This window comes from Streptomyces sp. NPDC048560, from assembly GCF_040650955.1.
Taxonomy (GTDB): domain Bacteria; phylum Actinomycetota; class Actinomycetes; order Streptomycetales; family Streptomycetaceae; genus Streptomyces.
The window spans coordinates 56,005-82,684 of the sequence record NZ_JBEZIJ010000011.1; the positions used below are offsets into that span (position 1 = coordinate 56,005).

Consider the following 26,680-nt stretch of genomic DNA (forward strand, 5'->3'; position numbering starts at 1 on the left):
GGCGGACGGCAAGCACCACGATCAGCAGGGAGCGCATGACGTGCGGCCTGTAGGCAGCAAGTACCTCCTGGAGGAGCCGCTCGGACGCGGCGCCACCGGCACCGTATGGCGAGCCCGTCAGCGGGAGGCCGCGGGCGCCGAGGCGGCCGTCACGGGCCAGCCCGGCGAGACCGTTGCGATCAAGGTCCTCAAGGAGGAGCTGGCCAACGACGCGGACGTCGTGATGCGGTTCCTGCGCGAGCGCTCCGTGCTGCTCCGGCTCACCCACGAGAACATCGTGCGCACCCGGGACCTGGTCGTGGAGGGGGACCTCCTCGCCCTCGTCATGGACCTGATCGACGGCCCCGACCTGCACCGTTATCTCCGCGAGAACGGCCCGCTCACCCCGGTCGCCGCCGCGCTCCTCACCGCCCAGATCGCGGACGCGCTCGCCGCCAGCCACGCCGACGGCGTCGTGCACCGCGACCTCAAGCCCGCCAACGTGCTGCTGGACGAGCGCGACGGCCGGATGCACCCGATGCTCACCGACTTCGGCATCGCGCGGCTCGCCGACTCCCCGGGGCTGACCCGGACCCACGAGTTCGTCGGGACGCCCGCCTACGTGGCACCGGAGTCCGCGGAGGGACGCCCGCAGACCTCCGCCGTCGACATCTACGGCGCGGGCATCCTGCTGTACGAGCTGGTCACCGGCCGCCCGCCGTTCGCCGGCGGCACCGCGCTCGAAGTCCTGCACCGGCACCTCAGCGAGGAGCCGCGCCGCCCCACCACGGTCCCCGAACCGCTGTGGACGGTCATAGAGCGCTGCCTGCGCAAGGATCCCGACCAGCGGCCGAGCGCCGAGAACCTGGCCCGGGCGCTGCGTACCGTCGCCGCGGGCATCGGCGTACACGCCAACTCCGCCCAGATCGCTGCTGCCGACGGCGTGGGCGCGCTGCTCGCGCCCGACCCGGCTCCCACCGCGGTGCCGGAGACCCCGGGCGCGGCCGACCCCACGCAGGTGCTGCCGAGCAACGCCGGATCGTACGACCCCGCGGCCGCCACCAGCGTCATGCGCCAGAGCCCCGGACCGAACCAGGGGTACGGCCAGGGCACGGGCGGCGCCGACCCGACGTCCGTCATGCCGCCCGTTCCTCCCCGGCCCGACGGCCCCCCGGAGCCCGACGGTCCGCACCCGTGGCAGTCGCAGCTCCAGGCGGCGCGCGACCGCAACGAGCAGACGCAGGTCCAGTACCTCGACCCGAACGACGACCCGCTGCGCCGCCGGCCCCAGCGCCAGCAGCCGCCCCAGCAGCAGCCGCAGCAGCGTCCGCAGCGCCAGCAGCGGCAGCAGCCTCCGCAGCGCCAGCAGTACCCGCCGCAGCAGCAGCCCCAGCGCTACCAGCAGCCGCAGCAGCCGCAGCGCCAGCAGTACGCGCCGCCGCCGCAACAGCAGCAGCCGCCCCAGCCGCCGGCTCCCCGCCAGCCGAGGCAGCGCAGCTCCAACCCGATGCGCATCCCGGGACTCGGCTGCCTGAAGGGCTGCCTGTTCACCGTGGTGCTGCTGATCGTCGCGAGCTGGCTGATCTGGGAACTGACGCCGCTCCAGGACTGGGTCGCCCAGGGCAAGGGCTACTGGGAGGCGATCGGCGACGCGATCACCACCGTCACGGACTGGGTCTCGGAGCTGGGCAAGGCCGCGGACAGCGCCGAGAACGTCGGAAACTGACGCCGCAGACTCGCGATTCTGTAGCTATGTCGACTTCTGCGGGTCAATTTCGCCCGTAGAAGTCGAGGTTGGCGCCATCCAGGGCACGCAGTACCCCGATCGCCGCGTAGCTTTGTCGACCGGGGGTCCACCGCCAGCCGCTGAGGGAGCAGTCTTGGCACGGAATATCGGCAGCCGGTACACCGCCCACCAGATCCTGGGGCGCGGCAGCGCCGGCACGGTGTGGCTCGGCGAGGGGCCGGAAGGCCCCGTCGCCATCAAGCTGCTGCGCGAGGACCTCGCGTCCGACCAGGAGCTCGTGGGCCGCTTCGTCCAGGAGCGCACCGCCCTGCTCGGACTCGATCATCCGCACGTCGTGGCCGTCCGCGACCTCGTGGTGGACGGCACCGACCTGGCGCTCGTCATGGATCTCGTACGCGGCACCGATCTGCGCACCCGGCTCGACCGTGAGCGCAGGCTCGCCCCCGAGGCCGCCGCCGCGATCATCGCCGACGTCGCCGACGGCCTGGCCGCCGCGCACGCCGCCGGAGTCGTCCACCGCGACGTCAAGCCGGAGAACATCCTGCTCGACATGGAGGGCCCGCTCGGCCCCGGCGGCTCGCACCCGGCCCTGCTCACCGACTTCGGCGTCGCCAAGCTGATCGACACCCCGCGCCGCACCAAGGCGACCAAGATCATCGGAACCCCGGACTATCTGGCCCCGGAGATCGTCGAAGGCCTCCCGCCACGCGCCGCCGTCGACATCTACGCCCTGGCGACGGTGCTGTACGAGCTCCTCGCCGGATTCACGCCCTTCGGGGGCGGTCACCCCGGAGCCGTCCTGCGCCGCCACGTCACGGAGACGGTCGTCCCGCTCCCGGGCATCCCCGAGGAGCTCTGGCAGCTCCTGGTCCAGTGCCTGGCCAAGGCGCCGGCCTCCCGGCTGCGCGCCTCCGAGCTCGCGGTCAGGCTCCGCGAGCTGCTCCCGCTGCTGGGCGGCATCCCGCCGCTGGACGTGGACGAGCCGGACTCCGAACCCGAACCGCAGACCTACGACGAGCAGCAGTACACCCCCGCCGCGGAGGAGCCCCGGCGCCGCGGCGCCGTTCCCCTCGTACCCGGCTCCTCCCCGGACTCCAACCGGGACACCCACACGAGCATGCGCGTCCCGGCCCCCGACGAGCTGGCCGGAGGCCCGCTCGGCACGGCGCGCGCCCCCCGCGCGCCCGGCCGCCCGCGCCCCGGCTCGGCCCGCAACAAGTCCGCCGCCGTGCGTAAGCGACGCATCACCCTGGGTGTCGCGGCGGTCTTCCTCGGTGCGGCGGTGGGCGTCGGCGGCTGGCTTGCCACCGGCGGCGACGACGCGGGCGCGACCCCTCAGGACAGCAGGAACTCGGCGCCCACATCGCCCTAGGGCGGGCACGAAGGGGGGCCGGGTCCCGGGTGAGGGACAGCTTCACCCGTCCAGCCGTTACGCTGGACCCGTGGCAGTCGTCGATATTTCCGAAGAGCTGAAGTCCCTCTCCTCCACCATGGGGTCGATCGAGGCCGTCCTGGACCTGGATACGTTGAGGGCGGACATCGCCGCGCTCGAGGAGCAGGCTGCGGCGCCGTCCCTGTGGGACGACCCGGAGGCCGCACAGAAGATCACGAGCAAGCTTTCGCACCTCCAGGCCGAGGTCCGCAAGACCGAGGCCCTGCGCGGCCGTATCGATGATCTCGGCATCATGTTCGAGCTCGCCGAGGACGAGGGCGACGCGGACGCGCTGGCCGAGGCCGAGTCCGAGCTGGAGTCCGTGCGCAAGGCGCTGGACGAGATGGAGGTCCGCACCCTCCTGTCCGGCGAGTACGACTCGCGCGAGGCGCTGGTCACCATCCGCGCCGAGGCGGGCGGCGTCGACGCCGCCGACTTCGCCGAGAAGCTCCAGCGCATGTACCTCCGCTGGGCCGAGCGGCACAACTACAAGACCGAGGTCTACGAGACGGCGTACGCCGAGGAGGCCGGCATCAAGTCGACCACCTTCGCCATCGAGGTCCCGTACGCGTACGGCACGCTCTCCGTCGAGCAGGGCACCCACCGGCTCGTCCGGATCTCTCCCTTCGACAACCAGGGCCGCCGCCAGACGTCCTTCGCGGGCGTCGAGGTGCTGCCGGTGGTCGAGCAGACCGATCACATCGAGATCGACGAGTCCGAGCTGCGCGTCGACGTGTACCGCTCGTCAGGCCCCGGCGGCCAGGGCGTCAACACCACCGACTCCGCGGTGCGCCTGACCCACCTGGCGACCGGCATCGTCGTCTCCTGCCAGAACGAGCGCTCGCAGATCCAGAACAAGGCGTCCGCGATGAACGTCCTCCAGGCCAAGCTCCTTGAGCGCCGCCGCCAGGAGGAGCAGGCGAAGATGAACGCGCTCAAGGGCGACGGCGGGAACTCCTGGGGCAACCAGATGCGTTCGTACGTCCTGCACCCGTACCAGATGGTCAAGGACCTGCGTACGGAGTTCGAGATGGGCAACCCCGAAGCGGTCTTCAACGGCGAGATCGACGGCTTCATCGAGGCCGGCATCCGCTGGCGCAAGCAGAGCGAGAAGTAGCCCCACGCATCGAGCAGTTGAGCCCGGCCGGCCGTCCGCCGCCCGGGCTCTTCCGCGTTCCGGCGCATGTGGAGTTGGGGGAACCGCGTGGTGAATGCGTCACAGTCGTGATTCCGAATGCCCGTCAAGTTGCCCTATACCGGTGCGCATTACACGAAACGGCCTTGACGTAATCCTTAAGTCTGGACAGGGTGCTTAGGCAGCCATGCGTATGTCCGGGACGGGTGCGAACGGGGGCGGGCGGGATGACCACGGCACGAAGTGGCCCCGCCGAAATCGCAACCCCGCAGGGCCGCGGCCCCGCATATGGCTGCTCCATATTCAGAACGGCTACTGGGGGTAGCAGCAGATGACCAAGAAGACGCGAGTCCGCGTCGCGCGGATAGCCGCAGGTGCGGTAATCGCCGCGGGCGCCTCGCTCACCGCTGCCGGTGCGGCACAGGCCGTCGGCATCGGTGTCGATGTCGCCGGTCTCAGCGTGCAGGCGGAGGCCAACGAGCAGGGCCTGGAAGTGGGTGTCGACGCCTTCGACGGCGAAGACGCCGGTGGCGGCGACGCCGCGGCTGCCGGTGGTGGCGACGCCGCGGGTGGCGCTGACGCGGCAGGCGGCGCCGATGTCGCCGGTGGCGCCGACGTAGCCGGTGGCGCCGACGCTGCGGCCGGTGGCGGTGACGCCGCTGCTGCTGGTGGTGGCGACGCGGCTGCCGCCGGTGGTGGCGACGCTGCTGCTGCGGCCGGTGGCGGTGACGCTGCCGCTGCTGGTGGTGGCGACGCGGCTGCCGCCGGTGGTGGCGACGCTGCTGCTGCGGCCGGTGGCGGTGACGCCGCTGCTGCTGGTGGTGGCGACGCGGCTGCCGCTGGTGGCGGTGACGCTGCCGCTGCTGGTGGTGGCGACGCGGCCACGGGCGGCAACGGCACCTCCGGTAACGCAACCGCTGGTGCCGGTACCTCCGGCACGGACGGCGGCGCGGGCTGCACCGTCAACCTCGACGGCGTCGGCTGTGCCGACAACACCGACACCGACAGTGTCGGCAACCAGCCCGTCGAGCAGGGCAAGGGCAAGGACGAGCTCGCCGAGACCGGTGCGGCCGAGATCACGTTCCTGCTGGTCGGCGCCGCGACGATGATCGCCGGCGGCATCGGCTTCCGGATCCTTCCGCGCCTGGTGAACGGTCGCACGGTCGCCTAAGGGCGATCAGCGGCAGAGTGCGTACAGAGGGACCCGGCCCGCGCAAGCGGACCGGGTCCCTCTGTATGTCGTAGGCCCCTTGGAGGCGTGCCCGGCGGGGTCTGTGAGGCCTGCTCTACGCGAGCAGTGCCAGCGCGGCGACCAGCAGCACCATCAGTGCGATCAGCATCGCGGGATTCAGCCCGGCGAAGGGCCCCTGTTCCCGCTCCTGCTCCTGCTGCATCTGCAGCCGCACCGCCCGGCAGACGCGGCAGCGCCCCTCGTTCACGGGCGCCGCGCAGTTCGCGCACACCAATCGGTCATAGGTCATGCGCTTTCCTCCTCCCGCGCGGCGGAGCCGCATACACGTTCTCTCCGCACAACGCTCCGGGAAACGCGACTGTTCCCCCTATCACTGTGCCAGCTCCGGCGGATTTCGGCGCGCGCCGCCCGTCGGCGCCCCGCCGGATCCCGTCGGAGAGGAGCCGGAGGGCGCCGGTTTTGCCCGTTCCGGGCGTCACAAAACGCCCATTGCCGGAGCCCGCCTGCACGCCTGAGCCCGGTTCGCGTATGGTCACGCTCACCTATTCCCGGCCGACCGTGGTGCACTCGTGATCCGATTCGACAACGTCTCCAAGACCTACCCGAAGCAGAGCCGTCCTGCTCTCCGGGATGTCTCACTCGACATCGAGAAGGGCGAGTTCGTCTTCCTGGTGGGCTCTTCCGGCTCCGGCAAGTCCACTTTCATGCGGCTGATCCTGCGTGAGGAGCGCGCGAGCCAGGGCATGGTCCATGTGCTCGGCAAGGACCTCGCGCGCCTGTCCAACTGGAAGGTGCCGCAGATGCGCCGTCAGCTGGGCACGGTCTTCCAGGACTTCCGGCTGCTGCCCAACAAGACCGTCGCCGAGAACGTGGCCTTCGCGCAGGAGGTCATCGGCAAGCCGCGCGGCGAGATCCGCAAGGCGGTGCCCCAGGTTCTCGACCTCGTCGGCCTCGGCGGCAAGGAGGACCGGATGCCCGGTGAGCTCTCCGGTGGTGAGCAGCAGCGCGTGGCGATCGCGCGGGCGTTCGTGAACCGCCCCATGCTGCTGATCGCGGACGAGCCGACCGGAAACCTCGACCCGCAGACCTCCGTGGGCATCATGAAGCTGCTGGACCGGATCAACCGGACCGGCACCACCGTGATCATGGCGACCCACGACCAGAACATCGTCGACCAGATGCGCAAACGCGTCATCGAGCTCGAGCAGGGCCGTCTCGTACGTGACCAGGCGCGCGGCGTCTACGGCTACCAGCACTGAGAGGGCCCCGCCCTCGGAGCATCGAGTACTGAAAGGACGCCATGCGCGCCCAGTTCGTCCTGTCGGAGATCGGTGTCGGTCTTCGTCGCAACCTCACGATGACCTTCGCCGTCGTGGTCTCCGTCGCCCTCTCGCTCGCCCTGTTCGGCGGCGCGCTGCTGATTCGCGACCAGGTCAGCTCGATGAAGACCTACTGGTACGACAAGGTCAACGTCTCGATCTTCCTCTGCAACAAGAGTGACGCCAAGGACGTGCCCAAGTGCGCCAAGGGTGCGGTCACCACGGAGCAGAAGAAGGAGATCAAGGCTGATCTCGAGAAGATGGAGGCGGTCGAGAAGCCGGTCCTCTTCGAGACGGTCGACCAGGCGTACAAGCACTACCAGGAGCAGTTCGGCGACTCCCCGATGGCCGGCAACATCACGCCGGACCAGATGCAGGAGTCGTTCCGCGTCAAGCTGAAGGACCCGCAGCAGTACAAGGTCGTCGCGACGGCCTTCGCGGGGCGTGACGGGGTGCAGTCCGTCCAGGACCAGAGATCCATCCTGGACAACCTCTTCGAGCTGATGAACGGCATGAACACGGTGGCGCTCTTCGTCATGGCGCTGATGCTGGTCATCGCGCTGATGCTGATCGTCAACACCGTGCGCGTCTCGGCGTTCAGCCGCAGACGGGAGACGGGCATCATGCGGCTCGTCGGGGCCTCCGGGTTCTACATCCAGATGCCGTTCATCATGGAGGCGGCCTTCGCCGGCCTGATCGGTGGCCTGCTCGCCTGCGCCATGCTGATAGGGGGCAGGTACTTCCTCATCGACGGCGGACTCGCCCTCCAGGACAAGCTGAACCTGATCGAGTTCATCGGCTGGGACGCGGTTCTCACCAAGCTGCCCCTGGTCCTCGCGATCGGCCTGCTCATGCCGGCCTTCGCCGCGCTCTTCGCGCTCCGCAAGTACCTCAAGGTGTGAGATGCGCCCCTGCGCCGCGCGGCCGACCAGCCGTGCGGCGCAGGGGCGTTGTCCTAGACTCGACGCCATGCCGGGCCCTTCGTACCGCTTCGGGCCCCGCGGTCTCCGCCGCGGGGCGGCCCTGACATTGATCTTCGGGTGTGTGCTCGCCACCGCCGCCGCCACCGGGTCGCTGCCGCGTGAGGCAGGCTCCGGAAAGAACCCCGGCATACAGACCCGCTCCGTGGCCTCGGCCGCCGACCCCCGGGACCGTGAAGCGGTCCAGCACGCCGCCGCCGAGGCCGAGGCCGACGGGAAGTCCGTGACGGACGCGGCCCAGGAGGCCGTCAGCCGCAGCGGGGACCGCTGGGGCGCGGTTTACGACGAGCAGGAGTACGAGGACTTCGAGCAGGCCCTCGACGGCTCGTACACCGGTGTCGGCCTCTCCGCCCGGCGCTCGGCGGGCGGAAGCGTCTCCGTGTCCCGTGTCGAGCCCGGCGGCCCGGCCGACCGGGCGGGCATCCGTAAGGGCGATCAGCTGCGTACGGTCGACGGCCACCGTGTCGACGGGCGCCCCGTCGCCGAGGTCGTCGCCCTGCTGCGCGGAGACCGTACGGACGCCGACGCGGGCACCGTCGTGGTGCTGGGTCTCCGGCGCGACGGGCGCGGCTGGTCCGAGACCCTGCGCCGGGAGAGGCTCTCCACCGAGGCCGTCACGGTCCGGCGCCTGGGACACGGCTCCTCGTCCGCCGTCCTGATCAAGGTCACCGCCTTCACCAAGGGGGCGGGCCGTGAGATCCGGGACGCCGTGCGCGCGGCTCCCGGGGGCGCCGGAATCCTGCTGGACCTCCGTGCCAACGCGGGCGGCCTGGTCACCGAGGCAGTCACCGCCGCCTCCGCGTTCCTGGACGGTGGCCTGGTCGCCACCTACGACGTGCACGGCGAGCAGCGCGCCCTGAACGCCGAACCGGGCGGCGACACGGACCGGCCCCTCGTCGTCCTCGTCGACGGCGGCACGATGAGCGCGGCCGAACTCCTGACGGGCGCGCTCCAGGACCGGGGCCGCGCCGTCACCGTGGGTACGCGCACCTTCGGCAAGGGGTCCGTGCAGATGCCCAGCAGGCTCGCGGGCGGTTCGGTGGCCGAACTGACCGTCGGGCACTACCGCACACCGGCCGGCCGCGGCGTCGACGGCCAGGGCATCACACCGGACCTGGTGGCCGGTGCGAGGGCCCAGCAGCGGGCCGAAACAGTATTGAGTGGCCTCGGGGGTGGGTCGTAGTGCGAAAATGACCGCACTATGGCCAAGGAAAAAGACACAGGGCGCAAGATGATCGCGCAGAACAAGAAGGCGCGGCACGACTACACCATCCTCGACACCTACGAGTGCGGCCTCGTGCTGATGGGCACGGAGGTCAAGTCGCTCCGGATGGGCCGGGCCTCGCTGGTCGACGGCTTCATCCAGATCGAGGGCGACGAGGCGTGGCTGTACAACATCCACGTCCCCGAGTACGTGCAGGGGACCTGGACCAACCACGCGGCCAAGCGCAAGCGCAAGCTGCTGATGCACCGGGCCGAGATCGACAAGCTGGCGTCGAAGTCGCAGGAGACGGGCCACACCATCGTGCCGCTCGCGCTGTACTTCACGGGCGGCCGGGTCAAGGTCGAGATCGCGCTCGCCAAGGGCAAGAAGGAGTACGACAAGCGCCAGACGCTGCGGGAGAAGCAGGACACGCGGGAGACGAACCGTGCGATCTCGGCGGTCCGGCGACGTCAGCGGAGCGCCTGAGCCGGAATAGGCTGGCACCGGCGTGCGTCGGTCACGTACGATGGCAACTGCACCCCCCGGGGTGTGGCACCACCTTTGAAAAAAACACATGGGGATGATCGGTTTCGACAGCGGATGTCGAAGCAGGGGAAGCGAGTCGAGGAAGCGGCAATGATCTCGTAAACCACATGTCGCAACCAATAATCGCCAATTCCAAGAGCGATTCCCAGTCCTTCGCCCTCGCTGCCTAATAAGCAGTGACTGAAGGACCCTTAATGGGTGTCAGCCCGGGGGTGTTCCCGACCCGGACCCTGGCATAATCTAGGGGACTAAACCTCCGAGCCCGGTCACGGGGTTCGGTGGGAAATCAAACAGTGGCTGGGCCCGTCGGAGACTTGTTCGCGAGATCTCCGGGGCCGAGAAAAGCGCAGCGAACTGCACTCGGAGAAGCCCTGTTTCTGCACCGTTGGACGCGGGTTCGATTCCCGCCATCTCCACAATTCCCATGTACACGAGGACCCCGTTGCCTGCCGGCAACGGGGTCCTCGTGTTTTCCCACCGGTGCGACAGCCGTCAGGCGCGCCGGATTCCGATGGCCGCGACGACGAGGGCCAGACCCGCCGCGCCCATGGGCACCGCGTAGCCGGTCACCGTTCCCGCGTGTTCCACCGTCCAGCCGCCGGTCGCCGAACCGGCGGCTATGCCACCGAGTAGTGCGGTCACCGCGACCGTCATGCCCTCGTTCAGCCGGCCTTCGGGGGTGAGGCGCTGCACCAGGGTCATCCCGGTGACCATGGTCGGCGCGGTCGCGGCGCCCGCCACCAGGAGGCAGCCCGCGAGCACCAGCCGTGAGTCGGTCGAGGCGGCGGCGAGCAGGGGCAGGGACATCAGGGCGGTCATCGCGGCCAGGCAGAGGAGCAGCCGGCGCCGGGTGTCCCCGACGGGGCGCAGGGAACCGTAGAGCAGACCCGCGGCGCAGGAGCCGGCCGCCTGGAGGGCGAGGATCGCGCCTCCGGCGTGGGCGATGGACACCACCTCCATGGCGCCGAACACGGCCCCCGTCGCCAGGAAGGTGGCGAGGAGGACGGGCATTCCCGCCGTGCGGAACGGAGAAGCGGTGTGCGTACGGGGCGCCACCGGCGGTTCGGTGGCCCGCTGGGCCATGAAGATCAGGATGCCGGTCATCATCAGGACCGCGCCGGCCAGCGTGCCGGCCTCCGGGAACAGCGCCCCGCACAGGATCGCGGCCAGGACCGGGCCGAGCATGAAGCAGAGCTCGTCGGCGGCCTGCTCGAAGCTGTTCGCCGTGTGGAGGGCCGCCGGGTCGCCCCGGTGGATGTGGGCCCAGCGGGCCCGGGACATGCCGCCGGTGTTGGGTGAGGTGGCCGTCGCGGCGTAGGCGGCGAAGAGGGTCCAGACCGGGGCGTCGAGGTGGACGCACAGGGCCAGCGCGAGCGAGCCCGTCGCGGCGATCGCGGTGGCCGGCACGGCGACCCTGGCCTGGCCGTAACGGTCGACGAGCCGTGCGGTCCAGGGGGCGACGACGGCCATGGCTGCGAGGCCGGTCGCGGTGACCGCGCCCGCCAGGGCGTACGAGCCGTGCGCCCCGGCGATCATGATCACCGCGCTGACGCTGAACATGCCCGACGGCAGCCTTGCCAGCAGGCTGCCCGCGGTGAACGCGCGGACACCGGGCCCGGAGAGCAACTGACGGTAGGGGTTGACGTGCCTCTTCGGCGCTGCGGGCAGGGCGGGGCCAGGACGGCGCGTGGCGCCGGTGGCGGTGTCGGGCGGCATGGGTCCAGCGTCGCGGCGCCCCGCCCGCGCGGTCCAACACCTACTGCGTCACCATTAACGCGCATGTGTTGTAAATTCTGCGGGTGGCACACTCCGACATCGATCCCCGGCTCCTGCGCGCCTTCCTCGCGGTGGCCGGCGAGCTGCACTTCACCCGGGCCGCCGCCCGGCTCTACGTGGCCCAGCAGGCGCTCAGCAGGGACATCCGCCGACTGGAGCGCGAGCTCGGTGCGGAGCTGTTCGTGCGCACCACCCGCCAGGTCTCCCTCACCGCCGACGGCGAGAGGCTCCTCCCTCACGCCCGGCGGGTGCTGGACGCGCATGACGCGCTGGCCGCCGCCTTCGGTGATCCGGCCGCCCGCCCGCTGCTCGTCGACCTCAACACCGACGGCATGACCGCCGCCCGGGTGCTGGCCCGTGCGCGGGAGCTCGCACCGGAGTGCGAGCTGATGGCGCGCTTCGAGAGCGGACTCACCTGGGCGGCCGGTGAGGTGCTCGCCGGGCGGATCGACGTCTCGTTCGGCCGGGCCGCGGGGCTCGAACCCGCGGTGCGGTCCCGGCTCTCCGTCCAGCCCGTGCGGTACGAGCCGATGGCAGTTCTGCTGCCCCGTGATCATCCACGCGCCGGACAGGAGGCCGTCGCGCTGGACGAACTGGCCGGCGAGACCGTCTACGCCGGGGCGGGCAACGAGCGCACCCAGGAGTGGACCGACCTCGCCCGGCTGCTCTTCGACGAGTGGTCCATCGTGCTCGCTCCTCCCGTTCCGCTCGCCGTCGGAGTGGCCGAATTCCAACGGGTCATGGCGAAGTCCGGGAACCCGGTGCTCGCGGTCGTCGACTTTCCGCCCGTGCCCGGAACCGTCGTCCGGCCGCTGGTTCGGCCCGTGCCGGTGTCACCCCTCGTGATGGTCTGGCGCAACGGGCTGATTCATCCCGGTCTGTCCGCTCTGCGGGCCGCTGCCGCCCAACTTGCGGCGGAAGAAGGGTGGATGGTCCGCCCGTCTGGATCTTGGTTGCCTGAAATAGATGCGTCACTGATGTGTCACCGTTCCTGAACGAGACCTGGTACCGGAGCTTGAGCGTCCGGGTCGTGCGCTACATTCGTGGTCCGGGTGCACTGGGACAGGCGCGCGTGGACAGGGCTGGGGGCCCTTTCGACCGCGCGAAACCGGTCATTCCGCTTGCTCCCGGTTCTTTGAGTGGGGGATGTGCGTATACCTGTGGAAAATTGGCGTGAAGGTACCCGAACCGGGCATACGCACGAGCCGAACGAGGTCACACTCCAACTCGACGGCATAGGACGGCAACTCTCCGAACTGGCCGTCGAACCGGGCACTCCCGAGGGCTCCGACGGTCCCGTCTTCGTCGACGAGAGCGGCCGTCGCAGCAAGTCCCTCCGGCGCGTGGGCTGGCTGCTCGCGGCGATCTGCGCCGGCTACGCGGTGACGCTGGTCGTCGCCCTGCTCGGCGGCAGTTCCAACGCGCCCTGGCTGCCGCTCTCCGGCCAGGACGAGAAGTCCGCGGAGGTGGAGGTACAACCCGCGCCGTCCGAACCTGCCGGCTCGGGGACGCCCTCCGGCACCGCCACTCCCACCGCCCCACCCACGGAGACCGAAGTCCCCGGCAGCGCCGCGCAGTCGGCCAACGGCGCCGACCAGGTGCCGGCCGGAAGCGCGTCCTCCAGAGGCGTGTCGGTCCCCGTCGTGCCCTCCCGGGCGGAGGAGGCGGCAGCGTCGTCCTCGGCCCCGGCCGCGTCGGCCTCCGAATCACCCGCACCCAGCTCCTCCTCGCCCGTCGAGCCCTCGGAAAGCCCGGACCCGCCCGTCGAGACGACCGCTCCGCCGGTGGATGAACTAGAAGGCGCCCAGTAGATGACACCCCCCGCCCCGCGGGACAGGAACCACCGGAAGAAGCGGGCGAAGCGCAGACTTCCCATGCGCTATCTGCTCCCGTCCCTGCTCCTCGTCGCCCTGCTCGCCATGCTCATGCTGCGCGGCTACGTGCACAGCGAGATCCTCGCCGACCACCGTGTCCAGGCGCCTGCGCCCACCACGCAGGTGCCCGCGAACGTGCTGAAGGGCGGTCCGGTCATCGACGCCCGGTCGGACACGGGGCCCGCGAAGACGCTCCGCATACCTGACCGCAAGATCGTGCTCACCTTCGACGACGGCCCGGACCCGGTCTGGACGCCGCGGGTCCTGGACACGCTGAAGAGGTACGACGCGCACGGTGTCTTCTTCGTCACCGGCACCATGGCCTCGCGCTACCCGGGCCTCGTCCAGCGCATGGTCGACGAGGGCCACGAGGTCGGGCTGCACACCTTCAACCACCCCGACCTCTCCTTCCAGACGCCCGGGCGCATCGACTGGGAGCTCTCCCAGAACCAGCTGGTGCTGGCGGGCGCGGCAGGCATCCGCACGTCCCTGTTCCGGCCGCCGTACTCCTCGTTCTCCGACGCCATGGACAACAAGTCCTGGCCCGTCACCCGGTACATCGGCAGCCGCGGCTACCTCACCGTCGTGAACAACACCGACAGCGAGGACTGGAAGCGCCCCGGTGTCCGGGCGATCATCGAGCGCGCCACGCCCAAGGGCGAACAGGGCGCCATCATCCTGATGCACGACTCCGGCGGCGACCGCTCCCAGACCGTGGCCGCACTGAACTCGTTCCTGCCGAAGATGGCGCAGCGCGGGTACGAGTTCACCAACCTGACCGCGGCCCTCGGCGCCCCCAGCGCGCACACCCCGGCGACCGGGTTCGCCCTGCTCAAGGGCAAGGCGTTCGTCAACGCCGTCAGCGTCTCGGAGCGGATCACCGACGTGCTCGTGGTGGGCCTCGCGGCCATCGGCGTGCTGGTCATCGCCCGCTTCGGCCTGATGCTGCTGCTCTCGTTCATGCACGCGCGGCGGGTCCGCAGGAAGGACTTCAGCTGGGGCCCGCCGGTCGCACGGCCCGTCTCGGTCCTCGTTCCCGCCTACAACGAACGGGAATGCATCGCCGCGACCGTGCGGTCGCTGATGGCCAGCGACTATCCGATCGAGATCATCGTCATCGACGACGGGTCCACCGACGGAACGGCCGACATCGTCCAGGCGCTGCGGCTGCCGAACGTCCGCGTCGTCCGCCAGCGCAACGCGGGCAAGCCCGCCGCGCTCAACAACGGCATCGCGCACGCCCGGTACGACATCGTCGTGATGATGGACGGTGACACGGTCTTCGAACCGGCCACGGTCCGCGAGCTCGTCCAGCCCTTCGCCGACCCCCGGGTGGGGGCGGTCGCGGGCAACGCCAAGGTCGGCAACCGTGATTCGCTCATCGGTGCCTGGCAGCACATCGAGTACGTGATGGGCTTCAACCTGGACCGCAGGATGTACGACCTGCTCGGCTGTATGCCGACCATCCCCGGTGCCGTCGGAGCCTTCCGCCGCGACGCGCTGGACCGGGTCGGCGGCATGAGCGAGGACACGCTCGCCGAGGACACCGACATCACCATGGCCCTGCACCGCGACGGCTGGCGGGTCGTCTACGCCGAGAACGCGCGGGCCTGGACCGAGGCGCCGGAGTCCGTGCAGCAGCTGTGGTCGCAGCGCTACCGCTGGTCGTACGGCACCATGCAGGCGATCTGGAAGCACCGCCGCGCCGTGATCGAGCGGGGACCCTCGGGCCGCTTCGGACGGGTCGGGCTCCCCTTCGTCTCGCTCTTCATGGTCGTCGCCCCGCTGCTGGCACCGCTCATCGACGTGTTCCTGCTGTACGGGCTGGTCTTCGGCCCGACGGGCAAGACGGTCGCCGCCTGGTTCGGCGTCCTGGTGGTGCAGGCGGTCTGCGCCGCGTACGCGTTCCGGCTGGACCGGGAGCGCATGGTCCATCTGATCTCGCTGCCGCTCCAGCAGATCCTGTACCGCCAGCTCATGTACGTCGTGCTGCTCCAGTCGTGGATCACCGCTCTCACCGGTGGCCGGCTGCGCTGGCAGAAGCTGCGCCGTACCGGAGTGGTGGGGACGCCCGGCGCCCAGCAGAGCGGGCGCACGGACGCAGGACGGGACCGGAGGCCCGTGGCATGACCTACCCGAACCAGCCCTTCCCGCCGGCGCGTCAGCCGTTGCCGCACCAGCCGTTGCCACACCAGCCCTCTCATCACCGGCAGACGCCGCCACCGGCCTCGTCGCCGGTCAAGGCCGAACCGGCGACGAATCCTGGGACGAAGCCCGGCCGCGACCGCTATCTCGACCTGCTGCGCGCCGTCGCCCTCGTCCGCGTCGTCGTCTTCCACCTCTTCGGCTGGGCCTGGCTGACGGTGATCTTCCCGTCCATGGGCGTGATGTTCGCACTGGCCGGTTCGCTGATGGCGCGCTCGCTGGCCCGTCCGGCGTGGGGTGTCATCCGCAGCAGGCTGCGGCGGCTGCTGCCGCCGATGTGGGCGTTCGCGGCGCTCGTCGTGCCGCTCATGTTCGCGCTCAGCTGGAAGCCCGTGAGGGAGGAGGGGCTGTGGTGGTTCATCAGGCTCGGCTGCTACATCCTCCCGATCGGCTCCCCGCCGTTCCCGTACGAGAGCGGATCACCCGGCGGGCTGCTTGAGGAGTCCTGGGCCGACCAGGCCGTGGGCCCGCTCTGGTACATCAGGGCCTACCTCTGGTTCGTCCTCGCCTCGCCCCTGCTGCTGAAGGCGTTCCGCAAGCTGCCGTGGGCGACGATGCTCGCCCCGATCGGCCTCACCGCCGTGCTCGGCACGGGTCTGGTGACGGTCCCCGGCGCGGCGGGCGAGGGACTCCTCGACTTCGCGGTGTTCGGCTCCTGCTGGATTCTGGGATTCGCCCACAACGACGGGCTGCTCCAGCGGGTTCCGCGCTATCTGGTGGTGTCCTCCGCCGCGATCGTCATGGGGTTCGGCCTGTGGTGGGCCTCGGGCCACCTCACCGAGGAGGGCTGGAACCTCGACGAGATCCCGCTCGCCCAGTCCACCTGGTCCTTCGGCTTCTGCGTGATCCTGCTCGTGTACGCCCCGTCCTGGCGGCAGCTCCCGGACAGGCTCGCCGGGTGGGACGGCCTGATCACCCTGGCGAACAACCGGGCCGTGACGATCTACCTGTGGCACAACCTGCTGCTGATGGCGACCTCGCCGATCATCGACCAGCTGTGGAACGTCCCCTGGGTCGGTGACCACCTCGGCACGTACATAGACCAGTCGTACACCGTGCTCATGCTGATCCTGATCTGGCCGCTCATAGGGGTGGCGATCCTCGCGGTGGGCTGGGTCGAGGACGTGGCGGCGAAGCGCCGGCCACGCCTGTGGCCGAACGGCACGCGCAAGGAGCCCGGGAAGGCACCGCGGACACTCACGGACGCCCACGCCGGCTGACCGCTCCAGCCCCCTCACCGGGCCGTCCCCGGCCCGGTGAGAGCAAGGTTGCCTACCGGTCACCTCACAGCACCACACCGAAACGCGCGCTCCATACGGTCGGGACACAAGCACCCGACACCCCTGTGGAGGCGCGTGATGGCCGGCCGTTGGATCGAACAGTGGGACCCGGAGGACGAGACCTTCTGGAGTGAGACGGGCGAGCGAGTCGCCCGGCGGAACCTCTGGTTCTCCGTGCTCTCGGAGCACATCGGATTCTCCATCTGGACCCTGTGGTCGGTGATGGTCCTGTTCATGGGGCCGGAGTACGGGGTCGACCCGGCGGGGAAGTTCTTCCTCATCTCCACGGCCACCCTGGTCGGAGCGCTCGTCCGGGTTCCGTACACCTTCGCCGTCGCACGGTTCGGCGGACGCAACTGGACCGTGTTCAGCGCGCTGACGCTGCTCCTCCCGGCCGTCGCCGCGTTCGTGGTGATGGAACCCGGGACCTCGTACGGCACGTTCGTGGCCGTCGCCGCGCTCGCCGGCATCGGCGGCGGCAACTTCGCCTCCTCCATGACGAACATCAACTCCTTCTTCCCGCTGCGCAAGAAGGGCTGGGCCCTCGGGCTCAACGCGGGCGGCGGCAACATCGGCGTCCCCGTCGTCCAGCTCGTCGGCCTGCTGGTGATCGGCACGGCAGGGGCGACGTACCCGCGGATCGTGCTCGGTGTCTACATTCCGCTGATCGTCGTCGCCGCACTGTTCGCCGCGTTCCGCATGGACAACCTGCGGCCCGTGCAGAACGACACCGGGGCGGCCAAGGAAGCGGTGCGCGACCCGCACACCTGGATCATGTCGGTGCTCTACATCGGCACCTTCGGTTCGTTCATCGGCTACAGCTTCGCGTTCGGCCTCGTCCTGCAGACCCAGTTCGGACGGACCCCGCTCCAGGCCGCATCGCTCACCTTCATCGGACCGCTGCTCGGCTCCCTGATCCGGCCCGCCGGCGGCTGGCTCGCCGACCGGTACGGCGGCGCCCGCATCACCCTGTGGAACTTCGCGGCGATGGCCGCGGCGACCGGAGTCGTCGTCTACGCCTCCGGGATCGAGTCCCTCGGCGTCTTCCTGATCGGCTTCATCGCCCTGTTCGTCCTGACCGGCCTCGGCAACGGGTCGGCGTTCAAGATGATTCCGGGCATCTTCCACGCCAAGGCCATCAGCCAGGGCATGCGCGGCGAGGAGGCGGCCGCGTACGGGCGGCGGCTGTCGGGGGCGGCCATGGGACTCATCGGGGCGGTCGGCGCACTCGGCGGCCTCGCGATCAACCTGGCGTTCCGCCAGTCCTTCCAGACGGCGGGCACGGGGACGGCGGCCTTCTGGTCCTTCCTCGCCTTCTACGGGGTGTGCTTCACCGTCACCTGGGCGGTATACCTTCGCCGGACCGCCGCGGTGGCCGCGAAGCCGCAGCTCAGCTACGCCGAGGTGTGACGAACCCGTGTCTCGTACGGGGGGACGTAACGGGTGTGAAATACAAGTGAACCGAGGCTGTCACGCAGTGTTGGCAGTCTCGGCCCTCCGCACCACCGAGCAGTAGCGGGACACGAGAGCCGGGTATCACGCCATGCACGACGACGCACAGCACGGGCCCCTCGCGGGCTTCACGGTCGGGGTGACCGCCGCCCGCCGCGCCGAGGAACTCGGCACACTCCTCCAGCGCAGGGGCGCGGTCGTCCTGCACGCCCCCGCCCTGCGCATCGTGCCCCTGGCGGACGACAGCGAACTCCTCGCCGCCACCAAGGAACTCATCGACGACGTACCCGACGTCGTGATCGCCACCACGGCGATCGGCTTCCGCGGCTGGGTGGAGGCCGCCGACGGCTGGGGCATCGGGGACGCGCTCCTCGGGGTGCTGCGCGGCGTCGAACTCCTCGCGCGCGGCCCCAAGGTGAAGGGCGCCATCCGGGCCGCCGGACTCACCGAGGCCTGGTCACCGGGGTCGGAGTCGATGGCGGAGGTCCTGGACCGGCTCCTCGGCGAGGGCGTCGAGGGCCGCCGGATCGCCCTGCAACTGCACGGCGAACCCCTGCCCGGGTTCGTCGAGTCGCTGCGGGCCGCGGGCGCGGAGGTCGTCGGCGTGCCCGTCTACCGGTGGATGCCCCCCGAGGACATCACCCCGCTCGACCGGATGCTCGACGTCACGGTCTCCCGGGGGCTGGACGCGCTCACCTTCACCAGCGCCCCCGCCGCCGCCTCCTACCTCAACCGTGCCGAGGTGCGCGGGCTGCTTCCGGAAATTCTGTCCGCACTCCGGGACGACGTCTTGACCGTCTGCGTCGGCCCGGTGACCGCCCTCCCGCTCCAGGACAGGGGCATCGCCACGCACCAGCCGGAACGGTTCAGGCTGGGCCCGCTCGTCCAGCTCCTCTGCACCCAACTCCCCGCCACCGCCCGCCCGCTGCCGGTCGCCGGCCACCGGATCGAGATCCGCGGGCACGCCGTGCTCGTCGACGGTGCCCTGCGCCCGGTACCGCCCGCGGGCATGGCCCTGCTCCACGCCCTGGCCCGCAGACCCGGCTGGGTGGTGGCCCGGGCCGATCTGCTGCGCGCCCTGCCCGGCAGCGGCAGCGACGAGCACGCGGTGGAGACGGCGATGGCCCGGCTGCGCAGTGCGCTCGGCGCTCCCCGGCTGATCCAGACGGTCGTCAAGCGCGGCTACCGGCTGGCGCTGGACCCGGTGGCCGACACGAAATACGTCCAGTAGGCGGGCGGGAGGAGCCGCGGCACGTGTCCGGACCCCGGGATAGCGTGCTCGGATGATCAGTGACAGCCATCCCCTCGCCGACGGGACGACCCTGCGCCCCGCCACCCTCGCCGACGCCGGCCCACTGGCCTCCGCCCTGACCCGCAGCCGCCTCTACATGCGGCCCTGGGAGCCCGCGCGGACCGAGGCCTTCTACACGGAGCGGGGCCAGACGGAACGCCTCACGGTGCTCCTCGCCGACCGGGACGCGGGGCGCGCGATGCCCTGGGTGATCGCCGACGAGGAGGACCGCGCGGTCGGCGCGTTCACGCTCTCCTCCATCGAGCTCGGGCCGTTCCGCAGCGGGCGGCTCGGGTACTGGGTCGACGTCGACCGGGCGGGCCGGGGGCTCGCGACCGCCGCCGTCGGCCGGATCTGCGAGCTCGCGCGGGACGGCTTCGGGCTGCACCGCGTCGAGGCCGGGACCGTCGTGGAAAACGCCGCCTCGCAGCGGGTCCTCGCCAAGTGCGGCTTCGAGCAGTTCGGTACGGCCCCGCGCTACCTCCACATCAACGGCGAATGGCGCGACCACCGGCTGTTCCAGCGGATCCTGCACGACGGTCCGCCGCGCTGAGGGGTTACGGCCCGGCCCGGTGACGGGCACTCTGGTGGAGACTCCCCATCGGTGACCCCGAGGCGGTGACAGGCTCATGGCGGCGGGCGCGGGCGCGGGCGCGTACGACGGGCGGTTCGGCTCCGGCCGGATCTGCCTCGACCTGGTGGCGACGGGGACAGGGCCCTCCGGCCCGTGCGAACTGCTCTCCGGTCCCGGGCCGCTGGCCGCGTGGCTGGTGGCCGCCGGCCTGGTGCCGTGCGGGACCGTGCAGGCCGACGACGGCTGGCTGACCCGTTTCCTGCGACTACGGGCCGACATCGGCCGGCTGCTCACCGCCGAACTCGAAGGCGGCAGGGACGATGCCGCCCTGGACCGCGTCAACGCGCTCGCCGCCGGGGCGCCGCCCGGACTGCGCGCGGTACGGGCCGAGGGCGGCGGACTCACGCGGGCCCTGAACGCCCCGCCCGGGTGCGGGGCGTTGCTCGCCGCCGTGGCCAGGGACTGCGTGGACCTGCTCACGGACCCGGCGGCCAGAGCCGCGCTGCGGCGCTGCGAGGGCGACACCTGCCGTCGGCTCTACCTCGACACCTCACGGGGACACCGGCGCCGCTGGTGCTCCAGCGAGATCTGCGGCAACCGCGAACGGGTCGCCCGCCACCGCCGCCGGGCGCAGGCCGTCGAGGCCGGAAGCCGCCGGGAGGAGGCGCCGGGAGAGACCGCCGAAAAAAATATCGAGCGGGACTGAATGGTCCGGCCTTCCGCCCCGTACTTACGGCGAAGAGCTCCACAGGTCTCGACCAGGAGGTTCGGGTGCGCAAGGATGCGGCCGTGGCCGATGACCGTCCGCAGAGGGCCCGACATCGTAGTGAACCGCCCCGCACGGCATCCGACGTCCCTGACGAGGAGCTGATGCGGGCGCTCTACCGCGAACACGCCGGGCCGCTGCTCGCCTATGTGCTCCGCCTGGTGGCGGGGGACAGGCAACGCGCCGAGGACGTGGTGCAGGAGACGCTCATCCGTGCCTGGAAGAACGCCGGTCAGCTCAACCGGGCCACCGGCTCCGTACGCCCCTGGCTGGTGACGGTCGCCCGACGCATCGTCATCGACGCCCACCGCAGCCGGCAGGCCCGGCCGCGGGAGGTCGATCCGTCGCCGCTGGAGGTCATTCCCGCGGAGGACGAGATCGACAAGGCGTTGTGGCTGATGACGCTCTCGGACGCGCTGGACGATTTGACCCCCGCGCACCGGGAAGCATTGGTGGAGACCTATTTCCGGGGTCGCACGGTCAACGAGGCTGCCGAGGTGCTCGGCATACCCAGCGGAACGGTGCGCTCGCGGGTCTTCTACGCACTCCGTTCCATGAAGCTCGTACTGGAAGAAAGGGGGATCACGGCATGAGCGACCACGAGTGGCAGCCATTCGGGCCCCGGCACACCGGCCCCCGTGGCCCCTCAGGCCCCACCGGACCGCCTCACGGCCCCTCAGGCCCCTTCGAGCACCCCGTGGAGGGTCCGGGCCACGACGCCGCCGGGGCCTACGTCCTGGGCATCCTCGACGAGGCCGAGGCGAGCGCCTTCGAGGCGCACCTCGCGCACTGCGCGCTGTGCTCCGCCCATCTCGACGAGTTCGCCGGCCTCGAACCCATGCTCGCGATGCTCGCCGAGGCACCCGCCGCCCATCCGGGCGCCCGGCCCGTCCCGCACGTGCCCGAGCCGCCCGCCCCCGCGCTCCTCGGCCGGCTCGTCGACGAGGTCGCGCGCAAGCGCGAACTGCGCCGACGCCGCGGCAGGTATCTGCTCGCGGCGGCGGCAGCCGTGATCATCGCGGGCCCTGTGATAGCCGTCACGGCCACCGGCGGCGACGACGGGGGACGGTCCGTGGCGACGGGCGACCCGCACCCCACAAGCCCGGCCGAGGACGCCTTCTTCAACCACATGAAGGAGAAGGCCACGGCGACCGATCCCGCCACCGGCGTCGACGCCACCGTCGGCATGGAGCCCAAGGCCTGGGGCACCCACACGGTCCTGCAGCTCAAGAACGTCAAGGGCCCCGAGAAGTGCAGCCTGATCGCCGTCTCCAAGTCCGGTGAGGAGGAGGTCGTCACCTCCTGGTCCGTGCCGAAATGGGGGTACGGGATCGAGGACTCCCCGCACCCGTCGGCGAAGAATCCGCTGTACGTGCACGGCGGCGCGGCGATGGACCGCGACGACATCGACCACTTCGAGGTACGGACCTTCGACGGCGAGCGGCTGGTGGAGATCGGCACGTGAGTGCGTGAGCGCGTCGGCCCCGGTTCCGACGCGCAATCGCAATGCTGGTCACAGGTGCGGAGCGGGCCCCCTTTCGCGTACGGTTGACGGCTGCTCTATGCACATCAGAAGGGGGCCCCGGTGGCCGCGCAGGATGCCGCTGTCGATTCGTTGCGGGACCGGGAAATCGGTGTCGAGCAAGAACATCTGGACCGGGTTTACCACCGCCTCGAAGAGAAGATCGACGAGGCGGAATTTCTCATGCACGACGCCGTGAAAAGGGGCCAGGTCGGAACGCCGGGGGCGCTCGCCGAGCGCGACGCCCAGGTCTTCCGCGCAGGGGTCCATCTCAATCGGCTGAACAACGAGTTCGAGGACTTCCTCTTCGGGCGGATCGATCTGCTGCTCGGCAAGGACGGTGAGCGCGGCCCGGACGGCGCGTTCACCTCCGTCGAGCCCGCGGACGACGCCGTACGCCCGGACAGCACCGCGGACATCGCGGAGACGCTCCACATCGGCCGCATCGGAGTCCTCGACTCCGACTACGCGCCGCTGGTCATCGACTGGCGGGCCCCGGCGGCCGCGCCGTTCTACCGGTCGACGCCCAAGGAACCCGGCAGGGTCGTACGCCGACGGGTCATCCGCTCCAAGGGCCGCAAGGTCCTCGGGGTCGAGGACGACCTGATGCGCCCGGAGCTCACCGCCACCGTCGGCGGCGAGAAGCTCCCCGTCATCGGCGACGGCGCGCTGATGGCGGCGCTCGGCCAGGCCCGCAGCCACACCATGCGGGACATCGTCTCGTCCATCCAGGCCGAGCAGGACATGGTGATCCGGGCTCCCGCCGCCTCCGTCACGGAGGTGTCCGGCGGCCCCGGCACCGGAAAGACCGCGGTCGCCCTGCACCGGGCCGCGTACCTCCTCTACCAGGACCGGCGCCGGTACGCGGGCGGCATCCTGGTCGTCTCGCCGACCCCGCTGCTCGTCGCCTACACGGAGGGCGTGCTGCCCTCGCTCGGCGAGGAGGGCCAGGTCGCGATCCGCGCGGTCGGCTCGCTCTCCGACGAGGCCGCGGGCGTCGAGGGCGCCACCACCTACGACGAACCGGCCGTCGCCCGTATCAAGGGCTCCTCCCGGATGCTCCACGTGCTGCGCAAGGCGGCCCGCGGGGCGCTGGAGCAGCCCAGGGCGCAGTCGGCGTCCCAGGACGGCCAGTTGTCGTTCGGGGACGAGACGCCGGAGCAGACGCAGCCCGCCGGTACGCCCACCCGGCTCCGGGTGGTCGCCTTCGGTGCCCGCGTCGAGCTCAACGCGGACGAGCTCCAGCGCATCCGCAACAACGTGCTCAGCGGCACGGCGCCCGTCAACCTGCTGCGCCCGCGCGCCCGCAAACTGCTGCTGGACGCCCTGTGGAGCAAGTCCTCGGGCCGGGGCCGCTACACCGACCCGGAACTCGTCGCGGAACTGCGTTCCTCCTTCGACGAGGACGTCTCCACGGAGACGCCGTTCCTCACCTTCCTCAACGACTGGTGGCCCGAGCTCACCCCCCGCAGGGTGCTCGCCACGATGGCCGACGAGCGCCGGCTCGGCCGGTGGGCCCGCCGCATCCTCAACCAGGGGGAGGTGCGGAAGCTGGCGCGCTCCCTGAAGCGGCTCGACAGCGAGGGCCGGGGCCCGCTCTCCGTCCACGACGTGGCGATGCTCGACGAGCTCCAGACCCTGATCGGCACCCCGCACCGGCCCAAGCGGAAGCGCGAGTACGACCCGCTGGACCAGCTCACCGGTCTTGAGGAGCTGATGCCGCAGCGCGAGGAGACCCAGTGGGAGCGGGCCGAGCGGCTGGCGGCGGAGCGCACCGAGTACGCCCACGTCATCGTCGACGAGGCACAGGACCTGACGCCCATGCAGTGGCGGATGGTCGGCCGCAGGGGCCGGCACGCCACCTGGACGATCGTCGGCGACCCGGCGCAGTCCTCCTGGTCCGATCCTGACGAGGCCGCGGCGGCCCGGGACGAGGCGCTCGGCAGCCGCCCCCGCCGCCGCTTCACCCTCACCGTCAACTACCGCAACCCGGCCGAGATCGCGGAGCTCGCCGCCAAGGTGCTGGCCCTCGCGATGCCGGGCATGGAGTCCCCGGCGGCGGTCCGCTCGACCGGCGTGGAACCCCGTTTCGAGCCGGTGCGGGACGGGGACCTGGCCGCCACGGTCCGCGAGGAGGCGCGCAGGCTGCTCTCCGAGGTGGACGGCACGATCGGCGTGGTCGTCGCCATGAACCGCCGTGCCCAGGCCCGTGAGTGGCTCGCGGAGCTCGGGGAGCGCGTGGTGGCGCTCGGCAGCCTGGAGGCGAAGGGGCTGGAGTACGACGCCACGGTCGTCGTCTCGCCGGCGGAGATCGCGGACGAGTCACCGGCCGGACTGCGGGTGCTGTACGTGGCGCTGACCCGTGCCACCCAGCAGCTCACGGTGGTGTCGGGGGAGCGTGACATGCCCGACGAGGACGGGGTGCCGGACCTGCTGAGGGACTGAGCGGGGAGCCGGGGCGGGGCGGGGCGGAGAGCGGCCGGGTGGCTGATTTCGAATGATCCTGCGCTGCTGGAATCACTTCCCGGGGGTCTTTGTTAGCCTGGTGTTGGCACCGGCTCGATCCAAGCCCCCGGGCCCAACCTTCGTCGCTTCGAGCGACCACTTGCCGCGAGGCGAGCATGGCGGGCCGGTGCCACCTAAGTGAAGAAGACAGACCCGCGTCACCTCCCGGTGACGTGGGTCTGTTTTCGTTCCGGGGGAAGGTTCGCGAGCGGTCGGGGCTTCCGCCCGGGCGTGTACTTCTCGTATGGTGGAAAACACTTTCCGAACCGTGGCAGTCATTACCGGCTACCCGCCGGTAGGTGCGACGATCGGAACGCGTGGCGGCGGTGAGTGCCCCGTGCACGCGGCAATGAAGCTAAGGAAAGCGAAGGACTCGGCCATGGCAACGGCGCCCAGCGTCTCGTACTCGATGACGGTCAGGCTGGAGGTGCCCGCGAGCGGCACAGCGGTCTCCCAGCTCACCACGGCCGTGGAGTCCTCCGGCGGTTCGGTCACCGGCCTCGACGTGACCGCTTCCGGCCACGAGAAGCTGCGGATCGATGTCACCATCGCGGCCTCATCCACCTCGCACGCGGACGAGATCGTCGAAGGCCTGCGCGACATCGAGGGCGTGGTGCTCGGCAAGGTCTCCGACCGTACGTTCCTGATGCACCTCGGCGGCAAGATCGAGATGGCGTCCAAGCACCCCATCCGCAACCGTGACGACCTCTCCATGATCTACACCCCGGGCGTCGCCCGCGTGTGCATGGCGATCGCCGAGAATCCCGAGGACGCCCGGCGCCTCACCATCAAGCGCAACTCCGTCGCAGTCGTGACGGACGGCTCCGCCGTGCTCGGTCTCGGCAACATCGGCCCGATGGCCGCGCTGCCCGTGATGGAGGGCAAGGCGGCCCTGTTCAAGCGCTTCGCCGGCATCGACGCGTGGCCGATCTGCCTGGACACCCAGAACACCGACGAGATCGTCGCGATCGTCCGCGCGATCGCCCCCGGCTTCGCGGGAATCAACCTGGAGGACATCTCCGCACCCCGCTGCTTCGAGATCGAGGCACGGCTGCGCGAGGCCCTGGACATCCCCGTCTTCCACGACGACCAGCACGGCACCGCCATCGTCGTCCTGGCCGCCCTCACCAACGCCCTGCGCGTGGTGACCAAGGAGATCGGGGACGTACGGGTCGTCATGTCCGGCGCGGGAGCGGCCGGTACGGCCATCCTGAAGCTGCTCATCGCGGCGGGCGTCAAGCACGCCGTCGTCGCCGACATCCACGGTGTGGTGCACGCGGGCCGCGAGGACCTAGTCTCCGCCGACCCCGACTCGCCGCTGCGCTGGATCGCCGACAACACCAACCCGGAGGGCGTCACCGGCACCCTCAAGGAGGCCGTCGTCGGCGCCGACGTATTCATCGGCGTCTCCGCCCCCAACGTCCTGAACGGCGACGACGTGGCCGCCATGGCGGACGGTGCGATCGTGTTCGCGCTCGCGAACCCGGACCCCGAGGTCGAGCCCGCAATCGCCCGTCAGACGGCAGCGGTTGTCGCCACCGGGCGCTCGGACTTCCCCAACCAGATCAACAACGTCCTGGTCTTCCCCGGCGTCTTCCGCGGTCTGCTGGACGCTCAGTCCCGCACCGTCAACACGGAGATGATGCTCGCCGCCGCCGGCGCCCTCGCCGACGTCGTCGCCGAGGACGAGCTGAACGCGAACTACATCATCCCCTCGGTCTTCAACGACAAGGTCGCGGGAGCCGTCGCGGGGGCCGTCCGCGCCGCTGCGAAGGCCGCGGGCGCCACTGTGGAGAGTTCCTCGGACCTCGTCTGAGGCACGTCCTCCGCGCCGTCCTGCCCCGGCGCGCGCGGAGGGTGGGCTGCCTCACCCGCGCCGCCGTACGGCGCGTCGCGGGTCG

At 70.8% G+C, this 26,680-nt stretch carries 22 protein-coding genes and 1 other RNA gene; 21 read left to right on the forward strand and 2 right to left on the reverse strand.

Annotated elements, in window-relative coordinates:
* Positions 1-40 precede the first annotated feature (40 nt).
* The 4 genes from AB0C82_RS27285 (at position 41) to AB0C82_RS27300 (ending at position 5,464) form a co-directional block, all read left to right on the forward strand.
* Positions 41-1,705: a serine/threonine-protein kinase gene (locus tag AB0C82_RS27285; protein WP_362846740.1), complete on the forward strand. Its 1,665-nt coding sequence runs from the start codon at positions 41-43 to the stop codon at positions 1,703-1,705.
* 154 nt (positions 1,706-1,859) lie between these two features.
* Positions 1,860-3,098, forward strand: a complete 1,239-nt coding sequence (locus AB0C82_RS27290) for a serine/threonine-protein kinase (RefSeq protein WP_362846741.1) — start codon at positions 1,860-1,862, stop codon at positions 3,096-3,098.
* 70 nt (positions 3,099-3,168) lie between these two features.
* Positions 3,169-4,275 carry a peptide chain release factor 2 gene (gene prfB / locus AB0C82_RS27295; RefSeq protein WP_362846743.1) on the forward strand — a complete coding sequence of 369 codons (1,107 nt, stop codon included), beginning with the start codon at positions 3,169-3,171 and terminating at the stop codon, positions 4,273-4,275.
* Positions 4,276-4,624: 349 nt separating this feature from the next.
* Entirely contained in the window at positions 4,625-5,464 is an 840-nt protein-coding gene (locus AB0C82_RS27300; protein ID WP_362846745.1) for a hypothetical protein, read from the forward strand.
* Positions 5,465-5,579: 115 nt separating this feature from the next.
* Here AB0C82_RS27300 and AB0C82_RS27305 read toward each other — a convergent pair whose 3' ends face one another.
* A complete protein-coding gene (locus AB0C82_RS27305; protein WP_362846747.1) occupies positions 5,580-5,774 on the reverse strand; it encodes a hypothetical protein in 195 nt (64 codons plus the stop codon).
* 280 nt (positions 5,775-6,054) lie between these two features.
* Between AB0C82_RS27305 and ftsE the strand changes: the two genes are divergently transcribed.
* The 5 genes from ftsE (at position 6,055) to ssrA (ending at position 9,953) form a co-directional block, all read left to right on the forward strand.
* Complete coding sequence (gene ftsE / locus AB0C82_RS27310) at positions 6,055-6,744, forward strand: cell division ATP-binding protein FtsE (RefSeq protein WP_014046319.1); 690 nt, start codon at positions 6,055-6,057, stop codon at positions 6,742-6,744.
* Positions 6,745-6,785: 41 nt separating this feature from the next.
* Complete coding sequence (gene ftsX, locus AB0C82_RS27315; protein ID WP_362846749.1) at positions 6,786-7,706, forward strand: permease-like cell division protein FtsX; 921 nt, start codon at positions 6,786-6,788, stop codon at positions 7,704-7,706.
* Between the two features lie 67 nt (positions 7,707-7,773).
* Positions 7,774-8,967, forward strand: a complete 1,194-nt coding sequence (locus AB0C82_RS27320) for a S41 family peptidase (RefSeq protein WP_362846751.1) — start codon at positions 7,774-7,776, stop codon at positions 8,965-8,967.
* An 18-nt stretch (positions 8,968-8,985) separates the two neighbouring features.
* Positions 8,986-9,474 (forward strand): SsrA-binding protein SmpB, encoded by a 489-nt coding sequence (smpB, locus tag AB0C82_RS27325; RefSeq protein WP_362846753.1) that lies wholly within the window; start codon positions 8,986-8,988, stop codon positions 9,472-9,474.
* A 90-nt stretch (positions 9,475-9,564) separates the two neighbouring features.
* Positions 9,565-9,953: a transfer-messenger RNA gene (ssrA, locus tag AB0C82_RS27330) on the forward strand.
* Between the two features lie 73 nt (positions 9,954-10,026).
* Here the strand turns inward: ssrA and AB0C82_RS27335 are convergent.
* Positions 10,027-11,250, reverse strand: a complete 1,224-nt coding sequence (locus AB0C82_RS27335) for an MFS transporter (RefSeq protein WP_362846755.1) — start codon at positions 11,248-11,250, stop codon at positions 10,027-10,029.
* 83 nt (positions 11,251-11,333) lie between these two features.
* On the opposite strand from AB0C82_RS27335, the gene AB0C82_RS27340 reads away from it, so the two are divergent.
* The 12 genes from AB0C82_RS27340 (at position 11,334) to AB0C82_RS27395 (ending at position 26,595) form a co-directional block, all read left to right on the forward strand.
* Positions 11,334-12,305: a LysR family transcriptional regulator gene (locus AB0C82_RS27340; RefSeq protein WP_362846757.1), complete on the forward strand. Its 972-nt coding sequence runs from the start codon at positions 11,334-11,336 to the stop codon at positions 12,303-12,305.
* A 165-nt stretch (positions 12,306-12,470) separates the two neighbouring features.
* Positions 12,471-13,121 (forward strand): hypothetical protein, encoded by a 651-nt coding sequence (locus AB0C82_RS27345; RefSeq protein ID WP_362846759.1) that lies wholly within the window; start codon positions 12,471-12,473, stop codon positions 13,119-13,121.
* 63 nt (positions 13,122-13,184) lie between these two features.
* Complete coding sequence (locus AB0C82_RS27350) at positions 13,185-15,314, forward strand: glycosyltransferase (protein WP_362847220.1); 2,130 nt, start codon at positions 13,185-13,187, stop codon at positions 15,312-15,314.
* Positions 15,311-16,609, forward strand: a complete 1,299-nt coding sequence (locus AB0C82_RS27355) for an acyltransferase (RefSeq protein ID WP_362846761.1) — start codon at positions 15,311-15,313, stop codon at positions 16,607-16,609. Before AB0C82_RS27350 ends, AB0C82_RS27355 begins: the two co-directional genes overlap by 4 nt.
* Positions 16,610-16,747: 138 nt before the next feature.
* On the forward strand, positions 16,748-18,079 hold the full coding sequence (locus AB0C82_RS27360; RefSeq protein WP_362846763.1) for a nitrate/nitrite transporter: 1,332 nt from the start codon (positions 16,748-16,750) through the stop codon (positions 18,077-18,079).
* Between the two features lie 133 nt (positions 18,080-18,212).
* Complete coding sequence (locus tag AB0C82_RS27365; RefSeq protein ID WP_362846765.1) at positions 18,213-19,352, forward strand: uroporphyrinogen-III synthase; 1,140 nt, start codon at positions 18,213-18,215, stop codon at positions 19,350-19,352.
* A gap of 52 nt (positions 19,353-19,404) precedes the next feature.
* Positions 19,405-19,965: a GNAT family protein gene (locus AB0C82_RS27370; protein WP_362846767.1), complete on the forward strand. Its 561-nt coding sequence runs from the start codon at positions 19,405-19,407 to the stop codon at positions 19,963-19,965.
* Between the two features lie 76 nt (positions 19,966-20,041).
* Positions 20,042-20,692 (forward strand): CGNR zinc finger domain-containing protein, encoded by a 651-nt coding sequence (locus AB0C82_RS27375; protein WP_362846769.1) that lies wholly within the window; start codon positions 20,042-20,044, stop codon positions 20,690-20,692.
* 65 nt (positions 20,693-20,757) lie between these two features.
* Positions 20,758-21,345 (forward strand): sigma-70 family RNA polymerase sigma factor, encoded by a 588-nt coding sequence (locus tag AB0C82_RS27380; protein WP_362846771.1) that lies wholly within the window; start codon positions 20,758-20,760, stop codon positions 21,343-21,345.
* On the forward strand, positions 21,342-22,217 hold the full coding sequence (locus AB0C82_RS27385; RefSeq protein WP_362846773.1) for a zf-HC2 domain-containing protein: 876 nt from the start codon (positions 21,342-21,344) through the stop codon (positions 22,215-22,217). Before AB0C82_RS27380 ends, AB0C82_RS27385 begins: the two co-directional genes overlap by 4 nt.
* 120 nt (positions 22,218-22,337) lie before the next feature.
* A complete protein-coding gene (locus AB0C82_RS27390) occupies positions 22,338-24,719 on the forward strand; it encodes a UvrD-helicase domain-containing protein (protein WP_362846775.1) in 2,382 nt (793 codons plus the stop codon).
* 439 nt (positions 24,720-25,158) lie between these two features.
* On the forward strand, positions 25,159-26,595 hold the full coding sequence (locus AB0C82_RS27395; protein WP_362846777.1) for an NAD-dependent malic enzyme: 1,437 nt from the start codon (positions 25,159-25,161) through the stop codon (positions 26,593-26,595).
* Positions 26,596-26,680: the final 85 nt, after the last annotated feature.

Bases quoted from the DNA above. Each gene is read 5' to 3' on its own strand.
- AB0C82_RS27350 (WP_362847220.1), top strand. From the start codon at position 13,185: ATGCGCTATCTGCTCCCGTCCCTGCTCCTCGTCGCCCTGCTCGCCATG.
- AB0C82_RS27375 (WP_362846769.1), top strand. From the start codon at position 20,042: ATGGCGGCGGGCGCGGGCGCGGGCGCGTACGACGGGCGGTTCGGCTCC.
- smpB (WP_362846753.1), top strand. From the start codon at position 8,986: ATGGCCAAGGAAAAAGACACAGGGCGCAAGATGATCGCGCAGAACAAG.
- AB0C82_RS27300 (WP_362846745.1), top strand. From the start codon at position 4,625: ATGACCAAGAAGACGCGAGTCCGCGTCGCGCGGATAGCCGCAGGTGCG.
- AB0C82_RS27355 (WP_362846761.1), top strand. From the start codon at position 15,311: ATGACCTACCCGAACCAGCCCTTCCCGCCGGCGCGTCAGCCGTTGCCG.
- AB0C82_RS27335 (WP_362846755.1), bottom strand. From the start codon at position 11,250: ATGCCGCCCGACACCGCCACCGGCGCCACGCGCCGTCCTGGCCCCGCC.
- AB0C82_RS27365 (WP_362846765.1), top strand. From the start codon at position 18,213: ATGCACGACGACGCACAGCACGGGCCCCTCGCGGGCTTCACGGTCGGG.
- AB0C82_RS27360 (WP_362846763.1), top strand. From the start codon at position 16,748: ATGGCCGGCCGTTGGATCGAACAGTGGGACCCGGAGGACGAGACCTTC.
- AB0C82_RS27370 (WP_362846767.1), top strand. From the start codon at position 19,405: ATGATCAGTGACAGCCATCCCCTCGCCGACGGGACGACCCTGCGCCCC.
- AB0C82_RS27320 (WP_362846751.1), top strand. From the start codon at position 7,774: ATGCCGGGCCCTTCGTACCGCTTCGGGCCCCGCGGTCTCCGCCGCGGG.
- AB0C82_RS27395 (WP_362846777.1), top strand. From the start codon at position 25,159: ATGGCAACGGCGCCCAGCGTCTCGTACTCGATGACGGTCAGGCTGGAG.
- AB0C82_RS27385 (WP_362846773.1), top strand. From the start codon at position 21,342: ATGAGCGACCACGAGTGGCAGCCATTCGGGCCCCGGCACACCGGCCCC.
- AB0C82_RS27305 (WP_362846747.1), bottom strand. From the start codon at position 5,774: ATGACCTATGACCGATTGGTGTGCGCGAACTGCGCGGCGCCCGTGAAC.
- ftsX (WP_362846749.1), top strand. From the start codon at position 6,786: ATGCGCGCCCAGTTCGTCCTGTCGGAGATCGGTGTCGGTCTTCGTCGC.